Source organism: Streptomyces pyxinicus, assembly GCF_024753135.1.
In the GTDB taxonomy this organism is placed as follows: domain Bacteria; phylum Actinomycetota; class Actinomycetes; order Streptomycetales; family Streptomycetaceae; genus Streptomyces; species Streptomyces pyxinicus.
Window position 1 is genome coordinate 18,471 of sequence record NZ_JANUGP010000008.1, and the last position, 24,406, is coordinate 42,876.

Here is a 24,406-nt window from a genome sequence, read left to right on the forward strand (position 1 = left end):
GGAACCTCGGGCAGGGCACCGACCTTTTCACGTCCCCGCCGCCACTGACAAGCGCGCTGTTCACATCCGGTCACCGACCGTGGCGGTCACACCTCGGCCGCCGCCTCCCGCTCGTCCGCGACCGGCGCGCCGGCCGGCAGGCTGTCCATGAAGGAGCTGACGGAGAACACCGCGCGACCGGGTCCGGGCAGGCCGTAGCCGGGGGGCGAGGCGAGCCCGAACTCGTCCATGGTGGCGCGATAGGCCTCCAGCAGACGGATGTGGTACTCCAGCGGCGCGCCCTGCGGGTTGGCCTTGCCGAGCGGCGTGGTGGGCTCCGGGCACCAGGTGGTGAAGCGGGGCGTGATGCCGTGCGACATGAAGAAGCGCAGGCCCTCGGTGGTGGAGGCGATGGCCTCGTCGACCGTGGTGAAGCCGAACGGCTCGGCCATCTCCACGCCCGCCACGAAGTTGGGGATCACGTTGCGGGCGCCGAACACGTCGGCGGAGTCCAGGATCCGCTTGTGCCACTCGTCCCGGCCGACGTACCGCTCCTTGCCGGGGCAGTACAGCTCGAACAGCCGCCGGTCCCACACCTCGAAGTTGGGGTGGTAGATCTGGACGCCGTAGTCCTTGAACCGCTGCACGTCCGGCTTGGGCAGCGCCTGCGCGACGACCTTGCCGATCCAGCGGCCGGGGAAGCGCTCCTCGATGGCCTTGGCGTAGTGGCCGTAGAAGTCGGCCTCGTCCCGGCCGCCGACGGTCTTGGTGATCGCGCCGCCGGTGAGGGTGTAGGCGGTGGACGCCTTCGCCGTGTCGTAGCGGTCGATGATCTCCAGGGCCTCCAGGATCTCCTCGACGTCCTTCACGCCCGTGTACGGCCGCCCGGCCGCCTTGTGCTGGCGCCAGTTGTGGTTGATGTCGCAGTACTGGCACTCCTCCTTGGCGCCGAAGTACTGGCAGACCCGGAAGACGGTCAGGTAGATGAGGTAGCCCCACTGGATGGTGGGCGCCACCTCCATGACGGACTTCCCGTTGGCGAGCTTGTGCCGGTAGTACTCGGGCATCGGCGGCACGCCCACGTCGGCGATCCGCTTGCCGTCGAGGTAGAGGCCGAGCATGCCCGCGTCATCGGCGGCGACCCGGTAGGGAGAGGCGGGGTTCACCCGTACGGAGACGACGGTACGCCTCAGGTCGTACGGGCCGCCCGTGAGGATGATCTCCTCCGGGGGGCGCCTGAGGGCGGCTTCGCCCAGCTCGGGCAGGGTGCCGTGGTCGAAGGAGAAGATGAAGTACGACTTCGGCTTGACCTCGCCGTTCTCGTTGTCACTGAGGGCGGACGGGTCGAAGGCGACACCTCCCCGGAGCAGGTCCTCCTTGAAGACCGCTTCCCGCGGCACATGCGGGAAGCGCTCCATCAGATCCTCGACCAGCGCGGTGCGACTGCCCATCCGTCTGTCTCCTCCCGGCTCAGGCGTTCGCCTCTCACCGTAAGCCCCCGCCTGCGGCCGGGCGGTACCGGGTCCGGTGGAACGTGTCCGATCAGTCGGAAATGTCGGGAGTGCCCGGCAGAGATGGGTCAGGCGGGTGGGATGGCCGCCTCGGCCGCCGCCTTGATCCGGGCACCGAAGGCGTCGGCGTCCTTGCGGTTGGCGGCGAGGGCCAGGCCGACGAGGAGTCTGCCCAGGCCGTGGCCCTCCAGGACGTTGTGGAGGCGGACCCGGGTGCGGCCGTCGCCCAGCGGCTCCAGGTCGTAGCCGCCCTCGCGCGCGGTCACGCTGTTCTTCGAGATCTCGGCCCAGCGGATGCGCACCGGAGCCTGGAGTTCGGTGATGCGGAACTCGCGGGCGCTCTTCATACCGGCGTCCTTGACGGTGCTGCGGAAGACCGTGCCGACGGCGGTGGGGCCGTCCGGCTCCCGGTCGATCCGCAGGACACGGGGGCTGAACTGGGGGTCGTTGCGTCCGTCGGCGAGGTAGTCGAACACCGCCTCGATCGGCCGGTCGATCTCCGCCGTCGCGTCGAACCGTCCTGACATGCACACTCCCGAGAGTTGAGCCGCGGCACGTCCGGCGGCCCCACGACGGCCCCACGCCGGGACCGCGCCGGCCGCCCGGTCGCGATGGCACCGCGACCCTACGGGAACGAGGAGCGGGGCGCGAGACGAACAACACACCCTCCACACCCGCCGGTCGACGCCGCCCGAACAGGCTCCGGCCGACCGGGCAGGGTCCGCCCCGCACCTCCCCATTTATGCTGGCCCGGTGACACCGAAAGCCGAGCAGGGCCCCGCGCTGCGGGCGGACGCCGCCCGGAACCGGGCCCGGGTGTTGCGGGTCGCCCGCGAGCAACTGGCCGCCGGCGACGACTCGCTCCAGCTGAACACCATCGCCCGGCTGGCCGGCGTCGGCGTGGGCACCGTCTACCGGCACTTCCCCAACCGGCACGCGCTGCGCGAGGCCCTGTCGGCCGAGCGCTTCCGCGAGCTGGTCGAGGAGGCGGAAGCCGCCGCCGCCGAGGAGGACGCCCTGGCGGGCCTGCACCGGCTGCTGCGCTTCACTCTCGACCGGGCCCTGGAGGACTCCGGGTTCGCCGCGGTCCTGGAATCCGCGAGCGACGCCGAGGCACGGACCTCGGCGCTGAAGGCCGAGCTGGACGGGGCCGTGGCCGAGCTGCTCGACCGCGCCCGCCTCGCCGGCGCCATCCGGCGCGACCTGCGGGCCGACGACCTGCGCCGACTGCTCTGCGGCATCGAGCACGCGCTGCGTTCCGGCCCCGGCGACCCCGTACGCACCGGCATCTATCTCGACGTCCTCCTCGAAGGCCTGCGTCCTCCGCGCTAGCCCCCCGGGGCCCCCACGCCAGACACCCGCCCTTTCGCCCTGGACCGAGCCGACTTCCGTAAACGGATAGGTATCCGGTCGTGCTAGCGTGCCCGCAGGCAAACGGATAGTCATCCGGTTGCGTCATGGGCGGTACGACGGAGGGCGGGCGCGTGGAGCGGCGGGCGGTAGTGACTGCGGGGACCGGCGGCATCGGGCTGGAGACCGCGAAGGGACTGGCGGCGCGGGGACTGACGGTCACTGTGGTGGGACGCGACGCCGGGCGGGGTGCCCGCGCGGTGGAGGAGATCGCGGCGGTGGCGACCGGGGAGCAGCCCCGGTTCGTCGCGGCCGACCTGGCCTCGCTCGGTGCCGTACGGACGCTGGCCGCGCGGCTGGCCGACGAGGGGCCGCTGGCGGTGCTGGTGAACAACGTGGGCGGGATGTTCGCGCGGCGGCAGCGGACGGCCGACGGGATCGAGGCGTCCTTCGCGGTCAACCACCTCTCCCCCTACCTGCTGACCGAACTGCTGCTGGACCGCCTCCGGGAGGGGGCTCCGAGCCGGATCGTGAACGTCACCTCCGGTTCGGTCCAGCTCGCCCGGCGCACCTTCGCCGCCGTCGAGCCGCCGGGCGGCTACTACGGCTTCCACTGGTACGGCCGGGCCAAGCTGGCCCACCTCGCCTACACGTTCGACCTGGCCGAGCGGCTGCGCGGCAGCGGCGTCGGGGTGTTCGCGGCCGACCCGGGCGGTGCGGCGACCGCGATGACCGACGGCACCCTGACCTCGCCGCGGATCGTGTCGCCCGGGCTGCGGCTGCTGTGGCCGCTGGTCCGCCGCCGCTTCGCACGCTCCACCGCGGGCCCGGCGTCCGTGGCCGCCCGCCCCTCCGTGACGGCCGCGACCGACCCGGCGCTGGACGGCGACACCGGCCTGCTCATCGGTCCGGAGGGCCGACCTGTCCCGGCTTACCGGGGGAGCACGGACGCGCGGATCGTGGCCGAGGTTCTCGGGCTGAGCCGGCGACTGGCGCCGACGGGGGTCTGACCCGACCCGACGCACAGACCGTCCGGTACAGCCGGCGGCTCACGCCAACGCGAGGCCCCCCACGGACCGTCGGGTACAACCGGCGGCTCACATGGGCGGGGGGGCCGACACCACCCGACGCCCGGTCCTCCCCGAGGTCTTCGGACTCCGTCGGTGGCTCGGGCCGACCCGGGGCCGGCATCGCCCGACACCGGGACCGACGCCAAAAAGCTCGGACTCAGCCCCCGACCGACACCGGCACCGGCACCGGCATTGGCAGGGGGCAGCCGCCCACCCTCACGCCGCCCGTTCGAGGTCCGCGAGGGCGACGGTGTGCAGGAGTTCCCGGCCCGCCGCGAGGCGTTCCGCCTCCTCCACGACCGTGCGGCCGAGCCGGGCCACCTCGTTGCCCTGGGAGCCGGCCAGGTGTGGGGTGACGAAGGCGTTGGGCAGGTCGAACAGCGGGGAGTCGGCGGGCAGTGGCTCCGGGTCGGTGACGTCGAGGACTGCCCTGAGCCGCCCCGAGCGCAGCTCCTCCGTCAGCGCCGCGTGGTCGACCAGGGCGCCGCGCGCGGTGTTGAGCAGCACGGAGCCGATGGGCATCAGGGCGAGTTCCCGGGCGCCGAGGAGACGCTCGGTCTCTGGGGTGTGCGGGGCGTGCAGGGTGACGATGTCGGAGGTGCGCAGCAGCTCGTCCAGCGGCAGCAGCCGGGCACCGAGCCGGGCGGCCTCCGCCTCGTCCACGTAGGGGTCGGCGAGGGTGACGGCGAAGTCGTGCGGGCGCAGTAGCTCGATCACCCGGCGGCCGGTCCTGGAGGCGCCGACGACGCCGACACGGCGGCCGTGGTTGCCGATGCCGGGGATGATCTCCCCGTAGGGGAAGGTGCGCCGGGTGCGCAGGAGTTGGCGGAAGGAGAGGACGTCCTTGCCGGTGAGCAGGATCATCGCGAGCGTGTACTCGGCCACCGGCAGGGCATTGGCGTCGGCGGCCGAGGAGACGGTGATGCCGCGCCGCCACACCTCGGGGGTGGTGAAGCCCTTGACCGAGCCCGCCGCGTGCAGCACGGCCCGCAGCCGGGGTGCCGCGTCCAGGAAAGCCGGGTCCAGGCGCGGGCAGCCCCAGCCGGTGACGAGGATCTCCGTGCGGGCCAGCGCCTCGCGGACGCCGGGCTCGGTGAGGTCCTGTGCCACGAGCGCGGGGTCGATGTCCACGGCCGCGCCCAGCCGGGCGAGCAGGTCCGGCGGGAAGAGGTAGGGGACGTTCTGGGCGGCCAGGGCGAATACGGCGTGCGGGCGCTGGGGCAACTACGGACCTTCCGGCTCGGTGGCGCTCGGGCGGCAAGCGGTCCCCGACGGACAGCAAGCGGTCTCTACGGTAGGTCGCCGCGGATGAGAGGGTCAACGGACACGCACTCTCGGGGAGGTACGGCGCCCATGACGGACACGGCGGCCAACTGGGCCCGCAGCATCACCTACACGGTGAAGGAGTACCAGCGGCCGGGCACCCTCGACGCGCTGCGGGCCCTGGTGTCGGGCAGCACGGCGGTGCGGGTGCTGGGCAGCGGGCACTCCTTCAACCGCATCGCCGATCCGGGCCCGGACGGTGTCCTGCTGTCGACCGCCGGTCTGCCTCCGGTGATCGAGGTCGACACGGCCGCGCGCACGGTCCGGGTGGCGGGCGGGGTCCGGTACGCCGAACTGGCCGCCGCCGTCCACGCGCGCGGCCTGGCACTCGCCAACCTCGCCTCGCTGCCCCACATCTCGGTGGCCGGTTCGGTGGCGACCGGTACGCACGGTTCGGGGGTGGGCAACGGTCCGCTGGCGTCGGCGGTACGGGAGGTGGAGCTGGTCGTCGCGGACGGCTCGACGGTGACGATCGCCCGGGACGACGCGCGCTTCGACGGGGCCGTGACCTCGCTGGGCGCGCTCGGGGTCGTCACCGCGCTGACCCTCGGCCTGGAGCCGGCGTTCGAGGTGGCACAGCAGGTGTACGGCGAACTTCCGCTGGAGGGAATCGACTTCGGTGCCGTGGCGGCGGCCGGGTACAGCGTGAGCCTGTTCACCGACTGGCGGGAGCCGGGCTTCCGGCAGGTGTGGGTCAAGCGGCGCACCGACCGGCCGGCGGTGGACTTCCCGTGGGCGGCACCCGCGACGGCCCCGGTGCATCCGGTACCGGGCCTGCCCGCCGTCAACTGCACCGAGCAGCTGGGGGTGCCCGGGCCCTGGCATCAGCGACTGCCGCATTTCCGGGCCGAGTTCACGCCGAGCAGCGGCGCGGAGATCCAGTCCGAGTACCTGCTGCCCCGGGCGGCGGCCGTGGACGCGCTGCGGGCCGTCGACGCGGTCCGGCACACGATCGCCGGCCCCCTCCAGACCTGCGAGGTGCGCACCGTCGCCGCCGATCCGCAGTGGCTCAGCCCGGCCCACGCCCGTGACTCCGTCGCCCTGCACTTCACCTGGGTGCGCGACGAAAAGGCCGTACACGCGGCCGTGCGCCCGCTGGAGGAGGCGCTGGCGCCCTTCGACCCGCGCCCGCACTGGGGGAAGGTGTACGCGATACCGGCGGCCGTCGTCCGGTCGCGCTACCCCCGCCTGCCCGATTTCCGGTCACTCGCCGACTCGCTCGATCCGGACGGCAAGTTCGCCAACGCGTTCGTGCGGGAACTCATGAGGAACTGAGGTCACGACAGAGCCGCCCCACTTCCTACGACCCCTTTCCCAACCCCTTGCCGGGAAGGCAGCCGCGTGAAGCGCACGTCTCGCGACATCCGCACCGCGAACCGCTACGAGGTGCCGCACCGGATCATCGCCGCGTGCCCGGTCTCGCGGCAGGAGCTGGCGCAGGCCACCGGGCTCAGCCTGGCCACGGTCGCCACGCTCGTCGGTGAGCTGCTGGACCTCCGGTTGATCACCGAGGTCGGGTACGAGGACTCCGCCGGGGGCCCGCCCCGGGGGGCTGGTCGCCGTCGACGCGTCCGGAGGCGCGCTGATCGGTGTCGACATCGCGGAGACGTACGTCCATGTCGAGCTGTTCGACCTGGTGTTGATCGTGCTGGCCCGCGCCGACGAGGAGTTGCGGCCGGGCGGCACCGACCCGCTGCGCGTGGCCGGCCGGGTCGCCGCCGTCGTCGCCTCGGTGGTGGTCCGGGCCGGGGCGGGGGCGGCCCGGGTGCTCGGCGTCGGGGTGAGCGTGCCGGGCCAGGTGGACCGGGAGGCCGGGGTCGCCGCGTACGCGCCCAACCTGGGCCGGCACGACGTACCGCTGCTCGATCTGCCGGCCGAGCACATCCCCTACCCCCTGTACCTGGACAACCCGTTGCGGGCCTGCACGGTGGCCGAGCTGTGGTTCGGGGCGGCGCGCGGGCGCGAGGACGCCGTGGTGGTCAACCTGGGCACCGGGGTCGGCGTCGGCCTCACGCTCGGCGGCGGGCTGCACCGGGGGATCAGCAACAGCGCCGGCGAATGGGGGCACACCACGCTCGTGCCGGCCGGGCGGCCGTGCCACTGCGGCGGACACGGCTGCGTGGAGGCGTACACCGGCGCGCCCGGCATCATGCGGACCCTGCGCGAACTCGCCCCCGAGTCACCTCTGTTGCGTCCCGACGACCAGACGGCGACCATCGGCGCACTCGCCGACGGGGTCGCGGCGGGTGACGCGGTGGCGCTCCAGGCGGTCGAGGAGACCGCCCGCCGGCTGGGTGCGGGCATCGCCGGCCTGGTCAACCTCCTGAACCGCGAGGTGGTGGTGCTCAGCAGCTGGGTCGCCGCCCGCCTGGGCGAACCCCTTCTGGACGGAGTCCGCCGGGCCGCCGCCCCACACGCTCTGCGCCGCCCTCTGGAGGCCACCGAGATCGTGCTCTCCCCGATACCGACCGACCCGGTGTCCCTGGGCGCGGCGACGTTCGCGCTGGAAGGGGCGCTGGGATCGGGCACCGCCGCCAGACGTGCCGCCCCCACGAGAAGCCGAACCGCGCCGACCGCGTGAGAACACGTCGTACGTCCACTCGCGCCGAGCCAGGAGACCGACGACCATGCGCACAGCCGCAGCCGAAGCCACCGCCACCGCCTATGTCGAGGACGTCTCGCCCGGTTCCGGGACGCTGCCGCCCCGCGCCCGGTACACGTCCTCCGACGCCAAGTCCCTCTCCCTGAACGGCAGCTGGCGCTTCCGGCTGTCGGACACCGCCGACGCCGAGGACGACTCCTTCGCCGAGCCCGGTCACGACACCGACGGCTGGGCGGAGTTGACGGTCCCGGGCCACTGGGTGCTCCAGGGCCACGGCTCGCCGATCTACACCAACCACCGCTACCCGTTCCCGGTGGACCCGCCGCGCGTCCCGACCGAGAACCCGACCGGCGACCACCTGCGCGTCTTCGACCTGCCCGGCGACTGGCCGGTACCGGACGACGACGGCTGCGGCGCCGTACTGCGCTTCGACGGGGTCGAGTCCTGCGCCCGCGTCTGGCTGAACGGCACCTGCCTGGGCGAGTTCAAGGGCTCCCGGCTGCCGCACGAGTTCGCGGTCGGCCCGCTGCTGCGGCCGGCCGGCAACGTGCTGGCGGTGCGGGTGCACCAGTGGTCGGCCGGTTCCTATCTGGAGGACCAGGACCAGTGGTGGCTGCCGGGCATCTTCCGGGACGTCACCCTGCTGCACCAACCGCGAGGCTGCGCCCGGGACTTCTTCGTGCACGCCTCCTACGACCACCGCGACGGCACCGGCACCCTGCGCGTCGACTCCGACGTGGCCGGCCGGGTCACCGTCCCCGCCCTCGGCATCGACGTGCCCACCGGGGAGCCGGTGACGGTGCCGGTGACACCCTGGTCGGCGGAGGAACCGCACCTGTACGACGGCCTGTTGGCCACGGAGGGCGAGCGGGTGCCGTTGCGCGTCGGCTTCCGTACCGTGAAGCTGTCCGACGGCCTGATCACGGTGAACGGAACACCGGTGCTCTTCAAGGGCGTCAACCGGCACGAGTGGCACCCGGAGCGGGGCCGCGCGCTGGACCTGGAGACCATGCGCGAGGACGTGCTGCTGATGAAGCGGCACAACGTCAACGCGGTCCGCACCTCCCACTACCCCCCGCACCCCGACTTCCTCGACCTGTGCGACGAGTACGGGCTGTGGGTGATCGACGAGTGCGACCTGGAGACACACGGCTTCACCGAGCAGGGCTGGCGCGACAACCCCGTGGACGACGACCGCTGGACCCCGGCCCTGCTGGACCGCGCGGCCCGCACGGTCGAGCGGGACAAGAACCATCCGTCGGTCGTCCTCTGGTCGCTCGGCAACGAGGCGGGCACCGGCCGGGGCCTGACCGCCATGGCCGAGTGGATCCACGGCCGCGACCCCTCCCGGCTCGTCCACTACGAGGGCGACCACACCTGCCGGGACACCGACGTCCACTCCCGGATGTACGCCGACCACGCCGAGGTCGAACGGATCGGCCGAGGCCTGGACGGTGGCACCCGCAAGTGCCGCGAACTCCCCTTCCTGCTCTGCGAGTACGCCCACGCGATGGGCAACGGGCCCGGCGGACTCGCCGACTACCAGCGGCTGTTCGAGGCGCACGCGCGACTCCAGGGCGGTTTCGTCTGGGAGTGGATCGACCACGGCATCGCCCACCCGGAACTGGGCTTCGCCTACGGCGGCGACTTCGGCGAGGAGCTGCACGACGGCAACTTCGTCTGCGACGGCCTGCTCTTCCCGGACCGCCGCCCCTCCCCCGGCCTGACCGAGTTCAAGAAGGTCATCGAGCCGGTGGCGATCACCGGGACCGACGGCTCCGTCCGCGTCACCAACAAGTACGACTTCGCCGACCTGTCGGCGCTGCGGCTGACCTGGGCGTACCAGGTGGACGGGGAGACGGTGGCGTCCGGCACCCTGCCGCTGCCCGCCCTGGCACCGCGCGAGTCGGCCGGCCTCGACCTGCCCGCGCCACCGCCGGACGCACCGGCCGGCGAGGCCCTCTGGACGGTCCGGGCGGTACTCGCCTCCGACACCCCTTGGGCACCGGAGGGCCATGTGGTCGCCTGGGGCCAGATCCCGGTGTCGGAAACCCGGCCGCCGTACCTCACCCCCACGGCCCGCCCCACACCCCACGGTGACGGCGTTCTCGTACTCGGCCCCGGCACCTTCGACGCGCGCACCGGCGCGCTGACCGCGATCGGCGGGGTGGCCGTCGTCGCGCCGCGCCTGGACGTGTGGCGGGCCACCACCGACAACGACGACGGCGCCGCCTGGCAGCCAGAGCGGCGCTTTGGCCCGCTGTGGCGCAGGCTCGGCCTGCACCGCGTACGGCACCGCCTGGACGCGGTGGAACACACCGACCACGCGCTCACGGTCCGTACCCGGGTGGCCCCGGCCGCCTCCGACCTGGGCCTGCGCACGGTGTACCGCTGGACCTCGGACGGACAGCGGCTGCGCCTGACCGTGTCCGTAGCCCCGGAGGGCGACTGGACGGTGCCGCTGCCCCGGCTGGGTATCCGCATCGGGCTGTCCTCGGCCGACCGTGTCGAGTGGTTCGGCGGCGGTCCGGGCGAGGCCTACCCGGACACCGGGGCCGCCGCCGAGCTGGGCCGCTGGCAGTCGACCGTGGACGACCTCCAGACCCCCTACGTGCGCCCCCAGGAGAACGGCGCCCGCGCGGGTGTGCGCTGGGCGGAACTGGGCGGTCTGCGCATCGAGGGCGACCCGGTGTTCTCCCTCACCGCCCGCCGCTGGACCACGGAACAGCTCGACGCCGCCACCCACCGCACCGACCTGTCCCCCGGCGACACGGTCTGGCTCCACCTGGACCACGCCCTGCACGGCATCGGCTCCCAGTCCTGCGGCCCGGGCCCGCTCCCCCCATACCACCTACGGGCCGAGCCGGCCGGGTTCTCGCTCGTCTTCTCCCCGCTCCCGACCACCCCAACGGGCCCTACCACCCCTACGGGCCCACCCGCCCTTACGGGCTGACCGGCAGCCGACACCCGCCGAAGCCGTTTCCTGGTATACCTAGGTGAAAACCTAGGGGCTCTAGGATAGGGCTCGGAGGGAGGAGGTCACCCGTGGCCCGAGCGGGTCTGAACACCGACCGACTGGTCGCGGCGGCGGCCGAGCTGGCCGACGAGGCCGGGTTCGACGGACTCACCCTGTCCGCGCTGGCCCGGCGGTTCGGCGTGAAGGACGCGAGCCTGTACGCGCACGTCCGGAACCTCGACGACCTGCGGGCCCGGCTCGCGCTGCACGCGGGCGGCGAGCTGATCGACCGGATCGCCGTGGCCGTCGCCGGGCGCGCGGGCCGGGACGCCCTGACCGCCTTCGCGGGCGCCTACCGCGCCTACGCCCTGGAACACCCCGGCCGTTACACGGCCACGCAGATCCGTATCGACCAGTCCCTGATCGCGGACGCCCCCGCGATGCGCCGTACCGCCGAGATCACCTACGGCATGTTGCGCGGCTACGGTCTGGCGGAACCCGACCTGACCGACGCCGTCCGGCTGCTGCGCGGCACCTTCCACGGCTACTGCGTCCTGGAGTCCGCCGGCGGCTTCGGGGCCGACCGGGACGTACGGCTGTCCTGGGACAAGGCGGTCGAGGCGCTGCACCTGGCCCTCACGCACTGGCCCCGGGAGACCGCCGGGACCGGCCCCGCCGACGAGAAGACGGAAGACCGATGACCGACCACCTCCTCCCCCTCACCTACGACGTCACGGGCGGCGGACCCGTCCTGCTGGTCCTGCCCGGCGGTGCCGGGCACCCGATGGGGCTCGGACCGCTGACCGAGCGGCTGGCCGAGAGCTTCACCGTGGTGACGTACGACCCGCTCGGCCTCGCCCACGGCCGGCTCGGCTCCCCGGTCGCCGACCAGCGGGTGGCCGACTGGAGCGAGGGCGCGCAACGGGTGCTGGCCGACGTGCTCCCGGCCGGCGAGCCGGCGTACGTGTTCGGCACCAGTTCCGGGGGCATCGCGGCCCTGGACCTGCTTGCCCGGCACCCGGGACGGCCGGCGCACGTGGTGGCGCATGAACCGCCCTGTGTGACGCTGCTGCCGAACGGGGCGGAGCGCCGGGCCGAGTTGATCGCGCAGTTGGACGGCCCCAGACGGCCGCCCGCCGAGGGTGAGTCGGCGACCCCGATGGGTGTCTTCCTCGCCCATGTCCTGCGCCCCTTCTCCGCCCACGCCCCCGACTTCACCGCTCCCCCGGGCCGGCTCACGGTCGCCGCCGGCACCGACTCGCGCGGCGGCCCGCTGCACACCACGGCACATCTGCTCGCCGAGCGGCTGGGCGGCGCGTTCGCCGAGTTCCCGGGCGGCCATCTCGGCACCCTGGACCATCCGGCCGCCTTCGCGGACGCGCTCGCCGACACGCTCCTCGCCCAGCCGCACCGGAAAGCGGCGGTCACACCGGCCCGTTAGACCGGGGACGCCTCGGTGTCGGCCGCCGTCACCGTCCACACCGGCTTCCCCTCCGGCTCCCCCTCCGTGGGGGTGAACCGGAACCGGGCCGCCGCCCCCGATGCCCAGTGGACGTGCACCTCGGGGCCTTCCCGGACCTCGACCCCGACGAGGTCCGGGAAGGGCCGGGGAGCGGGGTCGGCGGTCAGGCGCGCGAGGGCCACGAACAGGGTGGCGTCGTCGCCGGTCTCTCCCTCCAGTTCCTCCGACAGGGCGTGCACGGGGGCGAGTTCGGACCGCTGCCCCTCTCGCGCGGCCCATCCCGTGATCCGTACCGGTGTGCCGGCCGGGGCCCCGGTGACGAGGTGGGCCCGTACCTCCACCGCGCCCTCGGCGAGCACGAGGCTGGTCACGGTGACCCCGGCGCGCACGGTGTGCCGGGAGGCGATCCAGCCCGCGCCGGTGCCGAGCGGTTCGAGCGCGGTGCGGCTCGCGTCGCCGCCGACGCTCACGCTGTTGTCGGGGGCCGCCGCCGGGGCGGTCGCGGTCGAGTAGGCGAGGCGGGTGTAGTAGGGGTCGTAGCGGACGTCCTCGCTGCCGTGGTTGTGCACCCGTACGATCCCGTCCGAACGGGTGGACTGGAGCAGCCAGTTGGGTCCGGGAAGCGGTCGTACCGCGTCGGCGCGCTCGACCGGGGCGGCCTCCTCCCGTGCCGTCCACACCTCGTGGTCGGCGGGCAGCAGCAGGCCGAGGAAGCCCTTGCTCGCCCAGTAGGGGGAGGCCGGGCCCGAGTAGCTCTGCACCAGCGAGGTGTCGGGGCCCAGCCAGCCGAGCGGGAGCAGGCCCCGCTCGTCCACGGCGCCGCCGTCGAGGAAGTACCGCAGGGCGCCGGAGGCCAGGCGCCGGGTCGCGCCCGGTGACAGGGGGGTGTGTCCGGTCAGGGCGCCGAGCCAGAGCGGGGCGGCCGTCGCGAAGCGGTAGGTGAGGGAGCGGCCCTGGTGCAGGGGGGCGCCGTCGCCGCCGAACAGCCGTGCGCAGTCGTCCAGATGGCGGGAGAGTCGTCGGCCGTAGTGGGCCAGGAGGGCGTCGTCGCCGGTGAGCCAGGCGTGCAGGGGCGGGTAGAGGTGCAGGGCCCAGCCGTTGTAGTGGTCGAACGTGCGGCCGTCGCCGTCGGTGTACCAGCCGTCGCCGACGTACCAGCGTTCGATGCGCTCCAGACCACGGGCGACGGCCTCGCGCGCGGCCTCAGGCCGGTGGCCGACGTCCGCGAGGAAGCCGCCGACGGTCACGGGGAACAACTCCCAGTTGTTCGGCCAGGCTTCGGCGTCCAGGGCGTCCGCGAGCCAGTCGGCCGTCCGCTCGCGTACGGCGTCGTCCAAGCGGTCCCAGAGCAGCGGCCGGGTCAGCCGCAGGGCGAGGGCGATCGAGGCGGCCTCCACCAGGGGCTGGGTGCGGCTCTCGACGACCGGCCAGACCCCGCGCGGTCCGGCGGCGAGTCCTTCGGCGTACCGGCCGAGTGTGGTCGGGTCCCGCCGGAAGGCGGCCAGCAGCAGGGTGCGGGCGAAGCCCTCCAGACCGTCGCAGAGGCGGCCGGAGTGGCTGACGTGGTCGCCGGGCAGGTGGTAGAGGGCGCGGTCGGGGGTGGCGTACGGCGCGACGGCGGCGAGCAGCGCGTCGGCGGCGGCTTCCCAGTGGGCGCGGGTGTAGCCGGTGTACGGGCTGGACTCCCGGTCCTCGGCGGGCAGGTGCACGGGCACGACGGTAGCGCGAGAGGGCAAGCGCTTTCCAGAGGGCGAGGCGATCGGTGCTCACCTGGTGGACGGGGCGGCCGGGTGGGGCGCGGCGTGGACTAGCGTCGTGACATGAACGGTGACCCCACTCCCCTCCTCGCCGACGCCCTCGCCACCAAGACCGTGGTGCTCGACGGCGGCCTGTCCAACCAGTTGGAGTCGGCCGGGCACGACCTGAGTGACGAGCTGTGGTCGGCGCGGCTGCTCGCCGAGCGGCCCGAGGCGATCACCGAGGCGCACCTCGCGTACTTCCTCGCCGGGGCGAGCGTGGCGATCACCGCGAGCTACCAGGCCACCTTCGAGGGCTTCGCGAAGCGGGGCGTCGGCCGGGCGGAGGCCGCGCGGCTGCTCGCGCTGAGCGTGGACCTCGCCCGGGACGCGGCCCGGCGGGCGCGGGACGCGGGCGTGGCCCGGCCACTGTGGGTGGCGGCCTCCGTGGGGCCCTACGGGGCGATGCTGGCCGACGGGTCCGAGTACCGGGGGCGGTACGGGCTCTCGGTGGCCGAGCTGGAACGTTTCCACCGGCCGCGGATCGAGGCGCTGGCCGCTGGCGGTCCCGACGTCCTCGCGCTGGAGACGGTGCCGGACACCGAGGAGGCCGGCGCGTTGCTGCGGGCGGTGCGGGGGGTGGGGGTGCCGGCCTGGTTGTCGTACACCGTGGACGGTCCCCGGACCCGGGCCGGGCAGCCGCTGGAGGACGCGTTCGCCCTCGCGGCCGACGTGGACGAGGTGCTCGCGGTGGGGGTGAACTGCTGCGCGCCGGCGGACGTCGGGCCGGCGGTGGAGATCGCCGCGCGGGTGACCGGCAAGCCGGTGGTGGTCTATCCCAACAGCGGCGAGGTGTGGGACGCGGGGGCGCGGGCGTGGAGCGGGGGCACGACGTTCGGGGTGGAGCAGGTGCGGGCCTGGCGGGCGGCGGGGGCGCGGTTGATCGGGGGGTGCTGTCGGGTGGGGCCGGGGGTTGTCTCGGGGATCGCGGCGGGGGTGGGGGGGGCGGGGGCGCTGTGACGGGTCCTGCGGGGCTTTGACCGTGGGCATGTGCGGGTTGGCGGTGGTCCTTCGCGCTTCCCTGCGGGGCCTCGACCGTGAGCACCTGCGGGTTGGCGGTGGTCGTTCGCGCAGTTCCCCGCGCCCCTTATGGGGCCTTCCCGCCGTGGGCATGTGCGGGTTGTTCGGGGTTGCTCGCGCCGTTCCCCGCGCCCCTTACGGGGCCCTCCCGCCGTGGGCATGTGCGGGTTGGCGGTGGTCGTTCGCGCAGTTCCCCGCGCCCCTTATGGGGCCTTCCCGCCGTGGGCATGTGCGGGTTGTTCGGGGTTGCTCGCGCCGTTCCCCGCGCCCCTTACGGGGCTGGTGGGGTGGGGGGTGGTCCAGAGGGAGAGGTCGGCGTCTCGGGGGCCGGGGGTGGTGTGGGGTGGGGCGGTGCCGAAGACGCGGACCGGGTGGGTGGCGTCCCAGGGTTCCCAGCCGGGGTCGCCCGTGGTCGCGAAGCGGACCCAGGCGCCGTGCAGGGCGTCGGACAGCTCCTGCGGGGCGCCCTCGCCGGCGAGGAGGCGGGACTCGGGCACGTCCCCGGTGTCGAAGACGAAGCCCAGTTCCAGGGCGTGACAGGCGCCGAGGCCGGGCAGGTTCGAGGGCCAGGCGAACTCGTAGAGGTGGCTGGTGCCGGGCCGGGCGTCGGCCAGGCGGTGCAGCGGGAGACGCAGCAGGTGGTCGGTGACCATCTGGCCGACGATCTCGGCGGCGCCCGCGTCGGGACGCAGCAGCCGGTAGCCGCGCGGCACCTCGTGGCCGGCGTGGCAGCGGGCCATGGCGCCGGCCAGCGCGACCGGACCGAGCCGGTCGACGCGCTCCAGCAGCCCGCCGGGCACCAGCCACAGCCGGTACTCGTCCCGGGTCCAGCCCATCAGCAGGTTCACGTCGGCAGCGGCCTCGCCGGACCGGAGCGCCGCCAGCGGGTCGCGGGGCACGAGGTCGCCGTCGACGACGATCCCGAACGCGGGTCCGCCCAGCACCGGGCTGCTGAACCGGCCCACCTCGGCCTGGGCGCTCAGCAGCAGGTCCCGGTCGACGGCCGCGAAGGCCTCCGCCGTGGCCGGGATCCGCAGCCGGGCGGCCATCCGGCGCACCACGCGCCGCACCTTGTCCCGGTCCGAGGCCTCCGGCGCGCCGCTCTGGAGCACCGCCCGCCGGACCAGCCCCTGTGACTGCGGCGCGGCGAGCAGGGCGCCGACGCTGATCGCGCCCGCCGACTGCCCGCCCAGGGTGATGCGGTCCGGGTCACCTCCGAACGCGGCGATGGACTCGTGCACCCAGCGCAGCGCGGCGAGCTGGTCCCGCAGGCCCGGGTTGGCGGGCGCGTCCGGGAACAGTCCGTAGCCCTCGACACCCAGCCGGTAGTTGACCGAGACGCAGACCACCCCGTCGCGCGCGAAGGAACCGCCGTCGTACACCGGCATGGCCGAGGAGCCCCTGGTCAGGGCGCCGCCGTGCAGCCAGAGCAGGACCGGGAGGCGGGCGCCGGGTCCCGGCTCGGGGGTCCAGACGTTGAGGTTGAGGCAGTCGTCCCCGGGGATCTCCGGGTCGGACAGGTAGTGGGCGAACGCCTCGGAGTACGGCGGTTTCGGCGCGGTCGGTCCGAACGCGCCCGCGTCCCGCACTCCCTCCCAGGGCTCGGGCGGCGCGGGCGGACGGAACCGCCGGGGTCCGAAGGGCGGTGCGCCGTAGGGGATGCCCCGGAACACCGCGACGCCCTGCTCGTACCGGCCGCGTACGGCCCCGTGGGGCGTTCCGACCACGGGGCCCGTCTGGTCTGCCGTCATCGCCACCAGCCCTTCGCCGCGTTCGCGCGCCCGCGCGCGGTTCTCGCCGCGCCGACGCGCCGTTCCCACCAGAGCAGCACAGTGCGTGGAGGTATTCCCGCGCACGCGGCTCGTACGGGGCCGTTCGGTGGACCTCGGCTACGTGGTGTCACAGGGTGCCTCTGCTCGGCGAACTACTCCCGTGCGGATACCGGTTGGCGGAGGTCACGAGGAAAGGGCCCTAAAGACGCGCCCGTTCAGGGGCTTGATGGTGACGCTCCGTGGCACGAGATCGTTTCGAGGGTGTGGAGGTGGACGAGAACGGCCGGGCAGCTCCCGTAGGGGATGCCCGGCCGTCGTACCGTCCGCCCGTTCCGTCGCCGGTCGGTCAGTCCTCGTCGTTCCGGTTCTCGGACCCGACGAGCGCCTCGACCACGTCCACGGCGCTGCCGTCGTGGTCACTGCCCGCCGTGCCGCTGCCGGTCTGGAGGTTGGCCGCGCGGTCGACCTCCAGGATGGAGTCGGCGGAGGAGTTGTCGATCACCGTGATCAGGCTCCCCGACGCCGCCGCCGGCCCGGCGACCGCGCCGAGGACCGCCGCGGCGGACGCTGTCGCCAGCGCGAGCCGGGGCAGGGCAGCGGTCACACGCCCACGCCCTCGGGGGTGCGCCGTTCGCGGGCGATGTTGCGCTCCAGCAGGCTGGTGGAGGTCGCGACGCCGACGCCGCTCGCCGGGTCCACCTCCGGCAGCCGGCCGTCGGCCGCCTTCAGGCCGAAGAGCGCGCTGTCCATCGCCTGGTGCGCGGCGAACAGGCACGGGGTGCTGTAGATGGCCACGTCGACGCCGAGGTCGGACAGTTCCCCGAGGGAGAGGCGGGGGGACTTGCCGCCGGCGATCTGGTTGAACAGCAGCGGCTTGCTGCCGACGACCTCGCGGATGCGCCGGATCCACTCGACGCTGCGCACCCCGTCGACCAGCACGACGTCCGCGTCCGTCGCCGCCAGCCGCTCGGCGCGGTGCAGGATGTCGTGCTCGTCCGTGGCGTCGGTGCGGGCGACGACCACCAGGTCCGTACGGGTCTCCAGGACCTTGTCCAGCTTCTCCAGGTACTCCTCAAGCGGCAGCACCTGCTTGCCGTCGGCGTGGCCGCAGCGGCGGGGTCGCTTCTGGTCCTCCAGGATCACGCCCGAGGCGCCGATGCGCTCCAGTCCCTCGACGACGTGGCAGGCGACCTCGGGGTCCACATAGCCGTCGTCGATGTCGACCAGCAGGTGGTGGTGCGGGAACGCGCCGCGCAGCCGCTGGACGAAGGCCACCATGTCGGGCCAGGCGATGAATCCGATGTCCGGCAGCCCGTAGTACGAGGCCGCGAAGCCGAAGCCCGAGACGAACATCCCGTCGTAGTGCTTGGCCGCGATCGACGCCGAGTACATGTCGTACACGCCGATCAGTGGTGTGGTCCCGGGCCCGGCGATGCGCTCGCGCAGCTTTTTACCGTAGGACAAGGTCCGGCTCCTCTGTGGGTGGGTGGCGCGGGGCCGGAGGGGGCCACCGCGTCTCGACGCCCTTTGCCAAGACAAGAGCAACACTAGATACGCACGTGACCTGCCTACTACGCCAGCTTTACTCACTCCAATGGCGGAGCGGTTTCACCGCAGAAACGTCACATGCGGTGCCCGGCGGCCCAGCCGGTGCCGCCGGCGAGGTGGGCTAGGAAGTCCGGGTCGCGGTAGGCCGCTGTCGCGTGTCCGAGGGCCGTGGAGAACACCCGTCCGGTTCCCTGTCGGCGGCACCGGGCGAGGGGGCGGTCGGCTCCCATCGTGCCGCCCCGGTACGTCGTCTCGTCGGCCCGCAGCAGCACCCGCACCCGCGCGCGGGGGGGGACCGGAAGTCGTACCACTCGCCGGTGACGTGCCAGGCGGCCGGCAGATGCCGGGTGGCGGGATGGTCCGGGTCCGCCACGAGGGCCGTACCCGGCTGGAACTCGGGGTGCCGGTCGAAGCGGGCGCCGAGCAGTTCGCCGTAGTACGGCCACCCGTACTCGGCGCAGGCCGCCGCGTGCACGCCGGCGAAGCCCCCGCCGCCCTCGACGTACGCCGCGAGCCGCTCCCGTCCGGCCGGGGTCAGCACCTCTCCGCTGGTGGAGAGGAGGACGACGGCCGCGAAACCGTCGAGGGAACGCTCCAGGGCAGCCGGGTCCTCGGTGTGCTCGACGGTGAACTCCCGTAGTCCGCACAGGGCTTCGACGGCCTCGGGGATCGAGTCGTGCCGGTAGTCGGCGGTGCGGGTGTGGATCAGCAGTCGTGGTGTCATGGTGCGCCAGTGTCCCGGGCGGCCGCGTGGTCAACCGCGCACGCGCACACGGTTGTCCGGTTCCCCGTCCCCCTGGGCGGGGAGGTCCCCGCGCCGCACCGGGCCGGTGGGGACGGCGGCGGGGGCGGACGAGGGCAGCAGGGCGGCCGGTTCGGCGGTCGAGGGGCGGTGGACGGCGGCGAGCGCCGCGCGGAGGATGCCGTCGGACACGTGCTCGCCGCTGAGCCACACCACGCAGTCGCCCCGCGTCACCTGGTGGGCGTGGTGTCCGGCGAAGGCGGGACGGTCGGCGTAGCGGTGCGGCACGGCTCCGTCCTCGGCCCGGTACGCCACGGAGAAGCCGTCGTCCCCGTTGGCCCCGACGGACTGCTGGGCCGGTGTGAAGCCGGGCGCGTGAGTGACCCGGACCAGCTCGGGCGCGATCCCCAAGGCCCTGATGCGGCTCTCCAGTTCGGCCCTGCCGGGCGCGGCGGTCGAGGGCGTCGGCGTGGACAACCCCGCATCCCCCGAGGGTGCCGACGCGGCCCCTGGCGCCGAGGGCGTGGCCCCTGACGCCGACGACTCGGCCCCCGGCGCCGATGACGCGACCGCCGACACCGACGGTGCCCCGGCACCGGTGTCCGCCCACTCCGTGCCGCAACCCGCCAACAGCAGGACGCAGGACAGCAGGAGCAGCGGCGGCGCACGGCGGGTCCGGATCATGGGTCCATCGTGTCGCACGGCCGTATCGCACCCGCGCCCCTTTCGCGTAACCTCCCGCGCGGAATGAGGCCCGTTCCGCCGCTGCTCGACCATCTCGTCCTCACCACCCCCGACTTGGCCGCGACCGTCGCCGAGTTCACCCGTCGCACCGGCGTCTGCCCCGCACCCGGTGGGGCGCACCTGGGCTTGGGACACGCAACCACCTGGTGGCCCTGGGCGGCCGGAGCTACCTGGAGATCATCGGCCCGGACCCCGAGCAGCCCCCGCCGAAGGGGCCGCGGCCGTTCGGCGTCGACCTGCTGACCGGGCCGCGCACGGTGACCTGGGCGATCAGTCCCCCCGACCTGGACGCGGCGATCGCGCCGGCCCGCGCGCGGGGCCACGATCCGGGCCCGGCGCGGCCGATGAGCCGCCGTACCCCGGACGGCACCCTGCTGCGCTGGCGGCTGACCGGCACCGGTCACGCCCACCCCTCCGGTCTCGTCCCGTTCCTCATCGACTGGGGCGGCTCCCCGCACCCCGCCGCCTCCGGTCTGCCGTACACCGCCCTCCTGGAGGTGTCGGCCACGCTGCCCGACCCGGCGGAGGTGCGCGCTCCCCTGGCCGCCCTGGACACCGGACTGCGCCTGGCGCCGGGCCCGGCCGCCCTCTCCTTCACCCTGGAGACGCCGAACGGACCGGTGACCTTCCACTGACTCCCGCACGGGGTATTTGAACGCGTTCAATCCCACCCCTAGGATCGGGACCCTCGCCGGCGCGTGAAGGAGGGGGTGGCGTCGTATGCCGAGGAGTGTCCGTCATGCCGTGAACCAACTGGTGCGGTTCGGGCTGCTACAGGTCCGGTGCTGCGCCTTCGCCGTGGCCCTGCTCGCGGGCATCGCCGGCTCCCGGCTGCTGCCCCCGCTGCCGGTGGCCCGCTACGACCTGGTGCTCCTGTACGGGGTGCTGCTCACGCTCGTCGCCCGCAGGGCCGGCTGGGAGACCCGGCGGGACACCGCCGTCATCGCCGTCTGCCATGTGCTCGGTCTGCTGTTCGAACTGGTCAAGGTCCGCCTCGGCTCCTGGAGCTACCCGGAGGACGCGCTCACCAAGATCGGCGGGGTGCCGCTGTACGGCGGCTTCATGTACGCGGCGGTCGCGAGCTACGTCTGCCGGGCCAGACGGCTGTTCCGGCTGCGGTTCACCCGCTACCGCGCCGCCGCCACGACCACGGTCGCCGCCGCCGTCTACGTCAACTTCTTCACCCATCACTGGATGCCGGACCTGCGCTGGCCGCTGGCGCTGGCGATGATCGCCGCGACCGCCGGCACCTGGGTCGGCTTCAGCGTCGGCGCCCACCGCTACCGCATGCCCCTGGCGGTCTCCTTCGTGCTGATCGGCTTCTTCCTCTGGGTCGCCGAGAACGCCGCCACCTGGGCCGGCGCCTGGAGCTACCCGCAGCAGCTCACCGGCTGGCAGCCGGTACCGCTGACCAAGTTCGGCGCCTGGTCACTGCTGATCAGCGTCACGTTCGTCCTGGTGGAACACCTCGCGACGGCCCGGCCGGCGCCCGGCACCGGCCGCCCCGGCCCGCCGGCCGTACGGCCCTAACCCCGCTCCCCCGGCCCCTCGCCCCGGCCCGGACCGGCGCCGGGTCCCGGCCCGCCGCCGTTCGCCTTGTGCGGGTGGGCCGGCGGTCTGCCGTGGGTGCGCAGCCGGGCCGTCACGTCCTCCGGGGGCAGGAAGCGGGACCAGCGTTCCGGGAACTCCGACGGCATGTCCGGGTCATCGGGGTCGTCGGGGCCGGACTCGCGGGCGGCGGCAGCGGCCCAGGCGACGTACTCGGCGACCTGTGCCTCGCGGACCCGGTCGTTGGCCTCGCGGGCGGCGGCCGTCGCGGCGGCGGGCCAGACCCGGTCGATCGCGGCGTTCACCGCCGCGCCGACGAGCACGGCGAACGCGGACACCCCGATCCACAGCAGTACGGCGACGGCGGCGGCCAGCGAGCCGTAGATCGTGGCGCCCTCGATGGTGTGGGTGAGGTAGATGCGCAGCAGGAAGCTGCCCAGCACCCACATGGCGAGGGCCACCAGCGCGCCCGGCACGTCCTCGATCCACGGTGAGCGCACCGGCACCGAGACGTGGTAGAGCGTCGTCAGGAAGGCGATGGACAGCACGATCACGACCGGCCAGTACAGGACCTGGACGACCGTCTCCGACCAGGGCACGACCCGGACCACCGCGTCCGGACCGGCCACCATCAGCGGCAGCGCGACCGAGCCGATCAGCAGGGCCACGATGAACAGCAGGAACGACATCACCCGGGTCTTGACGATGCCCCGGACGCCGTCGAGGCCGTACATCACGGTGATCGTGTCGATGAAGACGTTCACCGCGCGCGAGCCGGACCACAGGGCGAACAGGAAGCCGATGGAGATGACGTCGGGCCGGCCGCCCCGCATCACGTCGTGCAGGATCGGCTCGGCGATCTCCTTGACGCCCCGGTCGGACAGGACCGTGCGGGACGCCTCCAGCAGGTTGGTCTCCAGGCTGTGGATGGTGTCGGCGCCCGTCCAGTCGTCGACGTAGCCGAGCAGGCCGATCAGGCTCAGCAGCAGGGGCGGCACGGACAGCAGCGTGAAGAACGCCGCCTCGGCCGCCAGCCCCAGGATGCGGTACTCCATGCAGGAGTTGACGGTGTCCTTCAGCAGAAGCCAGGCCGTCCTGCGTTTGGAGACGTTCCGGTAGAGGGCTCTGGCCCGGTGGAGTCGCCCGGAGGGCCGATGGGGGGATTCACTTGCTGCCTGCACGACCCAAAGGTATCCGCAGCACCGGGCACCCCTCACCTTTCGGGGCGGGCACCCGCCCGCCGGAGCCCGGACCGCCCCGGCTGGGGGCGCTCACCGGGGGCGCTGTGCCACTCTGGAGGCCATCACCGCCGCCGTCCCGGGTAGGTTCGCATCATGGCAGGCACCCCCACCCACTCCGTGACGAACCAGCCGCCCCCGCTGTCCGGATACGACGTGTTCGCGGCGGACCGGGCGCTCGTCGACGCGGTCGAGCGGTACACCGGGCCGGACGAGCTGGACGAGGTGCGCGGCGAGCTGTCCGCGCTCGGCCGGGCGGCCGGCTCCGCCCAGCTCCAGGAGTGGGCGGACCAGGCGGACGAGAACCCGCCCCGGCTGCGCACCCACGACCGCTACGGCCACCGGATCGACGAGGTCGACTTCCATCCGGCCTGGCACCGGCTGCTCGGCAAGGGTGTCTCGGCGGGCCTGACCGGCGCCTGGACCCGGCCGTCCGGGCATGTGCGCCGGGCCGCCGGATTCCTGGTGTGGACGCAGGTCGAGGCGGGCAACTGCTGTCCGCTGTCGATGACCCACGCGGCCGTGCCCGCGCTGCGCGCCGATCCGGAGCTGGCCGCCGAGTGGGAGCCGCGGCTGACGTCCACGGTCTACGACCGGGCGCTGCGGCCCCCGGGGCAGAAGCCCGGGGCGGTGTTCGGGATGGGCATGACCGAGAAGCAGGGCGGCAGCGACGTCCGCGCCAACACCACCGAGGCGCTGCCGCTGGCCGAGGCGGGCACCTATGCGCTGACCGGGCACAAGTGGTTCTGCTCGGCACCCATGTCGGACGGCTTCCTGGTGCTGGCGCAGGCCCCCGGCGGGCTCACCTGCTTCCTGGTGCCCCGGGTGCTGGCCGACGGCACCCGGAACGTCTTCCGCCTCCAGCGGCTGAAGGACAAGCTGGGCAACCGGTCCAACGCCTCCGCCGAGGTCGAGTTCGACGGCACCTGGGCGCGCTGGGTCGGCGAGGAGGGGCGCGGGGTGCGGACCATCATCGGCATGGTCTCCGCGACCCGGCTGGACTGCGCGCTCGGTTCCGCTGGGCTGATGCGGCAGGCGGTCGCGCAGGCGGTCCACCACGCCACCTACCGCGAGGCGTTCGGCGGGAAACTGGCCGACAAGCCGCTGATGCGCAACGTGCTCGCCGACCTGGCGCTGGAGTCCGAGGCCGCGACGGCCCTCGCGCTGCGGCTCGCCGCCGCCTACGACGACGGCGGCGAGCGGGAGCGGGCCTTCCTGCGGCTCGCGGTGCCGGTGGCGAAGTTCTGGATCACCAAGCGGTGCGCGCCGCTCGTCGTCGAGGCCGCCGAGTGCCTGGGCGGCAACGGGTACGTCGAGGAGTCCGGGCTCCCCCGGCTGGTGCGCGAGTCGCCGCTGAACTCCGTCTGGGAGGGCGCCGGCAACGTCCAGGCGCTCGACGCGCTGCGGGCGTTGCGGCGGGAGCCGGCCGCGCTGGACGCCTGTCTCACGGAGATCGGCCGGGCGCACGGCGGCGACCACCGCCTGGACCGTGCCGTGAAGGACCTGTTCGCCGAACTCGCCGATCTCGACGGCATCGAGACGCGCGCCCGCCGCCTGGCCGAGCGCCTGGCGCTGGTTCTCCAGGGCTCCCTGCTGGTCCGGCACGCACCCCCGGAGGTCGCGGACGCCTTCTGCGCCTCCCGGCTGGGCGGCGACCACGGGGCGACCTTCGGCACGCTGCCGGCGGGCTTGGACCTGAAGCCGGTGGTGGACCGAGCGCGGCCAACGGTCTGAAGCCGGTGGTG

General features: G+C 73.8%; 18 protein-coding genes and 3 pseudogenes. 11 read left to right on the forward strand and 10 right to left on the reverse strand.

Translation table 11 applies throughout. From position 1 onward, the window contains the following. Positions 1-86: 86 nt before the first annotated feature. Both NX794_RS12935 and NX794_RS12940 read right to left on the reverse strand, forming a co-directional pair. Positions 87-1,430 carry a radical SAM protein gene (locus tag NX794_RS12935; protein WP_258778626.1) on the reverse strand — a complete coding sequence of 448 codons (1,344 nt, stop codon included), beginning with the start codon at positions 1,428-1,430 and terminating at the stop codon, positions 87-89. A 128-nt stretch (positions 1,431-1,558) separates the two neighbouring features. Continuing rightward, complete coding sequence (locus NX794_RS12940; RefSeq protein WP_258778627.1) at positions 1,559-2,017, reverse strand: SRPBCC family protein; 459 nt, start codon at positions 2,015-2,017, stop codon at positions 1,559-1,561. A gap of 226 nt (positions 2,018-2,243) precedes the next feature. On the opposite strand from NX794_RS12940, the gene NX794_RS12945 reads away from it, so the two are divergent. Then, a complete protein-coding gene (locus tag NX794_RS12945) occupies positions 2,244-2,822 on the forward strand; it encodes a TetR/AcrR family transcriptional regulator (RefSeq protein WP_258778628.1) in 579 nt (192 codons plus the stop codon). Positions 2,823-2,947: 125 nt separating this feature from the next. Further along, positions 2,948-3,850 carry an SDR family NAD(P)-dependent oxidoreductase gene (locus NX794_RS12950; protein WP_258778629.1) on the forward strand — a complete coding sequence of 301 codons (903 nt, stop codon included), beginning with the start codon at positions 2,948-2,950 and terminating at the stop codon, positions 3,848-3,850. Between the two features lie 276 nt (positions 3,851-4,126). Here the strand turns inward: NX794_RS12950 and NX794_RS12955 are convergent, their stop codons facing one another. Then, complete coding sequence (locus NX794_RS12955; protein WP_258778630.1) at positions 4,127-5,134, reverse strand: hydroxyacid dehydrogenase; 1,008 nt, start codon at positions 5,132-5,134, stop codon at positions 4,127-4,129. 129 nt (positions 5,135-5,263) lie between these two features. Between NX794_RS12955 and NX794_RS12960 the strand changes: the two genes are divergently transcribed. The 5 genes and pseudogenes from NX794_RS12960 to NX794_RS12980 all read left to right on the forward strand — a co-directional run bounded on the left by NX794_RS12960 (position 5,264) and on the right by NX794_RS12980 (position 12,232). Beyond that, positions 5,264-6,508, forward strand: a complete 1,245-nt coding sequence (locus NX794_RS12960) for an FAD-binding protein (protein ID WP_258778631.1) — start codon at positions 5,264-5,266, stop codon at positions 6,506-6,508. A gap of 66 nt (positions 6,509-6,574) precedes the next feature. Beyond that, positions 6,575-7,814 (forward strand): annotated as a pseudogene (locus NX794_RS12965) (ROK family protein). A 46-nt stretch (positions 7,815-7,860) separates the two neighbouring features. Continuing rightward, positions 7,861-10,788: a glycoside hydrolase family 2 TIM barrel-domain containing protein gene (locus tag NX794_RS12970; RefSeq protein ID WP_258778632.1), complete on the forward strand. Its 2,928-nt coding sequence runs from the start codon at positions 7,861-7,863 to the stop codon at positions 10,786-10,788. A 92-nt stretch (positions 10,789-10,880) separates the two neighbouring features. Continuing rightward, positions 10,881-11,492, forward strand: coding sequence for a TetR/AcrR family transcriptional regulator (locus NX794_RS12975; protein WP_258778633.1), 612 nt, complete (start codon positions 10,881-10,883; stop codon positions 11,490-11,492). Beyond that, the gene (locus tag NX794_RS12980; protein ID WP_258778634.1) at positions 11,489-12,232 is read left to right on the forward strand and encodes an alpha/beta fold hydrolase; all 744 of its coding nucleotides are present in this window, start codon (positions 11,489-11,491) and stop codon (positions 12,230-12,232) included. The genes NX794_RS12975 and NX794_RS12980 overlap by 4 nt, the downstream gene beginning before the upstream one ends. Here NX794_RS12980 and NX794_RS12985 read toward each other — a convergent pair. Next, the gene (locus NX794_RS12985; protein WP_258778635.1) at positions 12,229-13,962 is read right to left on the reverse strand and encodes a DUF2264 domain-containing protein; all 1,734 of its coding nucleotides are present in this window, start codon (positions 13,960-13,962) and stop codon (positions 12,229-12,231) included. The genes NX794_RS12980 and NX794_RS12985 overlap by 4 nt on opposite strands. A 111-nt stretch (positions 13,963-14,073) precedes the next feature. On the opposite strand from NX794_RS12985, the gene mmuM reads away from it, so the two are divergent. Continuing rightward, positions 14,074-15,009: a homocysteine S-methyltransferase gene (gene mmuM / locus NX794_RS12990; protein WP_258778636.1), complete on the forward strand. Its 936-nt coding sequence runs from the start codon at positions 14,074-14,076 to the stop codon at positions 15,007-15,009. Positions 15,010-15,272: 263 nt separating this feature from the next. Here mmuM and NX794_RS12995 read toward each other — a convergent pair whose 3' ends face one another. From NX794_RS12995 to NX794_RS13015, 5 genes and pseudogenes are all read right to left on the reverse strand, one after another. After that, entirely contained in the window at positions 15,273-16,820 is a 1,548-nt protein-coding gene (locus tag NX794_RS12995; RefSeq protein ID WP_258778845.1) for a carboxylesterase/lipase family protein, read from the reverse strand. Positions 16,821-17,187: 367 nt separating this feature from the next. Further along, positions 17,188-17,445, reverse strand: coding sequence for a hypothetical protein (locus NX794_RS13000; RefSeq protein WP_258778637.1), 258 nt, complete (start codon positions 17,443-17,445; stop codon positions 17,188-17,190). Further along, positions 17,442-18,305: an isocitrate lyase/PEP mutase family protein gene (locus NX794_RS13005; protein ID WP_258778638.1), complete on the reverse strand. Its 864-nt coding sequence runs from the start codon at positions 18,303-18,305 to the stop codon at positions 17,442-17,444. The genes NX794_RS13000 and NX794_RS13005 overlap by 4 nt, the downstream gene beginning before the upstream one ends. A gap of 158 nt (positions 18,306-18,463) precedes the next feature. Beyond that, positions 18,464-19,113: pseudogene (locus NX794_RS13010) on the reverse strand (ThuA domain-containing protein). A 30-nt stretch (positions 19,114-19,143) separates the two neighbouring features. Continuing rightward, positions 19,144-19,608 carry a membrane lipoprotein gene (locus tag NX794_RS13015; RefSeq protein WP_258778639.1) on the reverse strand — a complete coding sequence of 155 codons (465 nt, stop codon included), beginning with the start codon at positions 19,606-19,608 and terminating at the stop codon, positions 19,144-19,146. A 270-nt stretch (positions 19,609-19,878) separates the two neighbouring features. On the opposite strand from NX794_RS13015, the pseudogene NX794_RS13020 reads away from it, so the two are divergent. Then, positions 19,879-20,510, forward strand: a pseudogene (locus NX794_RS13020) (VOC family protein). 85 nt (positions 20,511-20,595) lie between these two features. Then, on the forward strand, positions 20,596-21,405 hold the full coding sequence (locus NX794_RS13025; protein ID WP_428985896.1) for a DUF817 domain-containing protein: 810 nt from the start codon (positions 20,596-20,598) through the stop codon (positions 21,403-21,405). Here NX794_RS13025 and NX794_RS13030 read toward each other — a convergent pair. Next, entirely contained in the window at positions 21,402-22,604 is a 1,203-nt protein-coding gene (locus NX794_RS13030) for a YihY/virulence factor BrkB family protein (protein WP_258778641.1), read from the reverse strand. The two genes, NX794_RS13025 and NX794_RS13030, sit on opposite strands and share 4 nt — an antisense overlap. A 153-nt stretch (positions 22,605-22,757) precedes the next feature. Here NX794_RS13030 and NX794_RS13035 point away from each other — a divergent pair, with 153 nt between their 5' ends. Further along, the gene (locus NX794_RS13035; RefSeq protein ID WP_258778642.1) at positions 22,758-24,395 is read left to right on the forward strand and encodes an acyl-CoA dehydrogenase family protein; all 1,638 of its coding nucleotides are present in this window, start codon (positions 22,758-22,760) and stop codon (positions 24,393-24,395) included. The last annotated feature ends 11 nt before the right edge of the window (positions 24,396-24,406 follow it).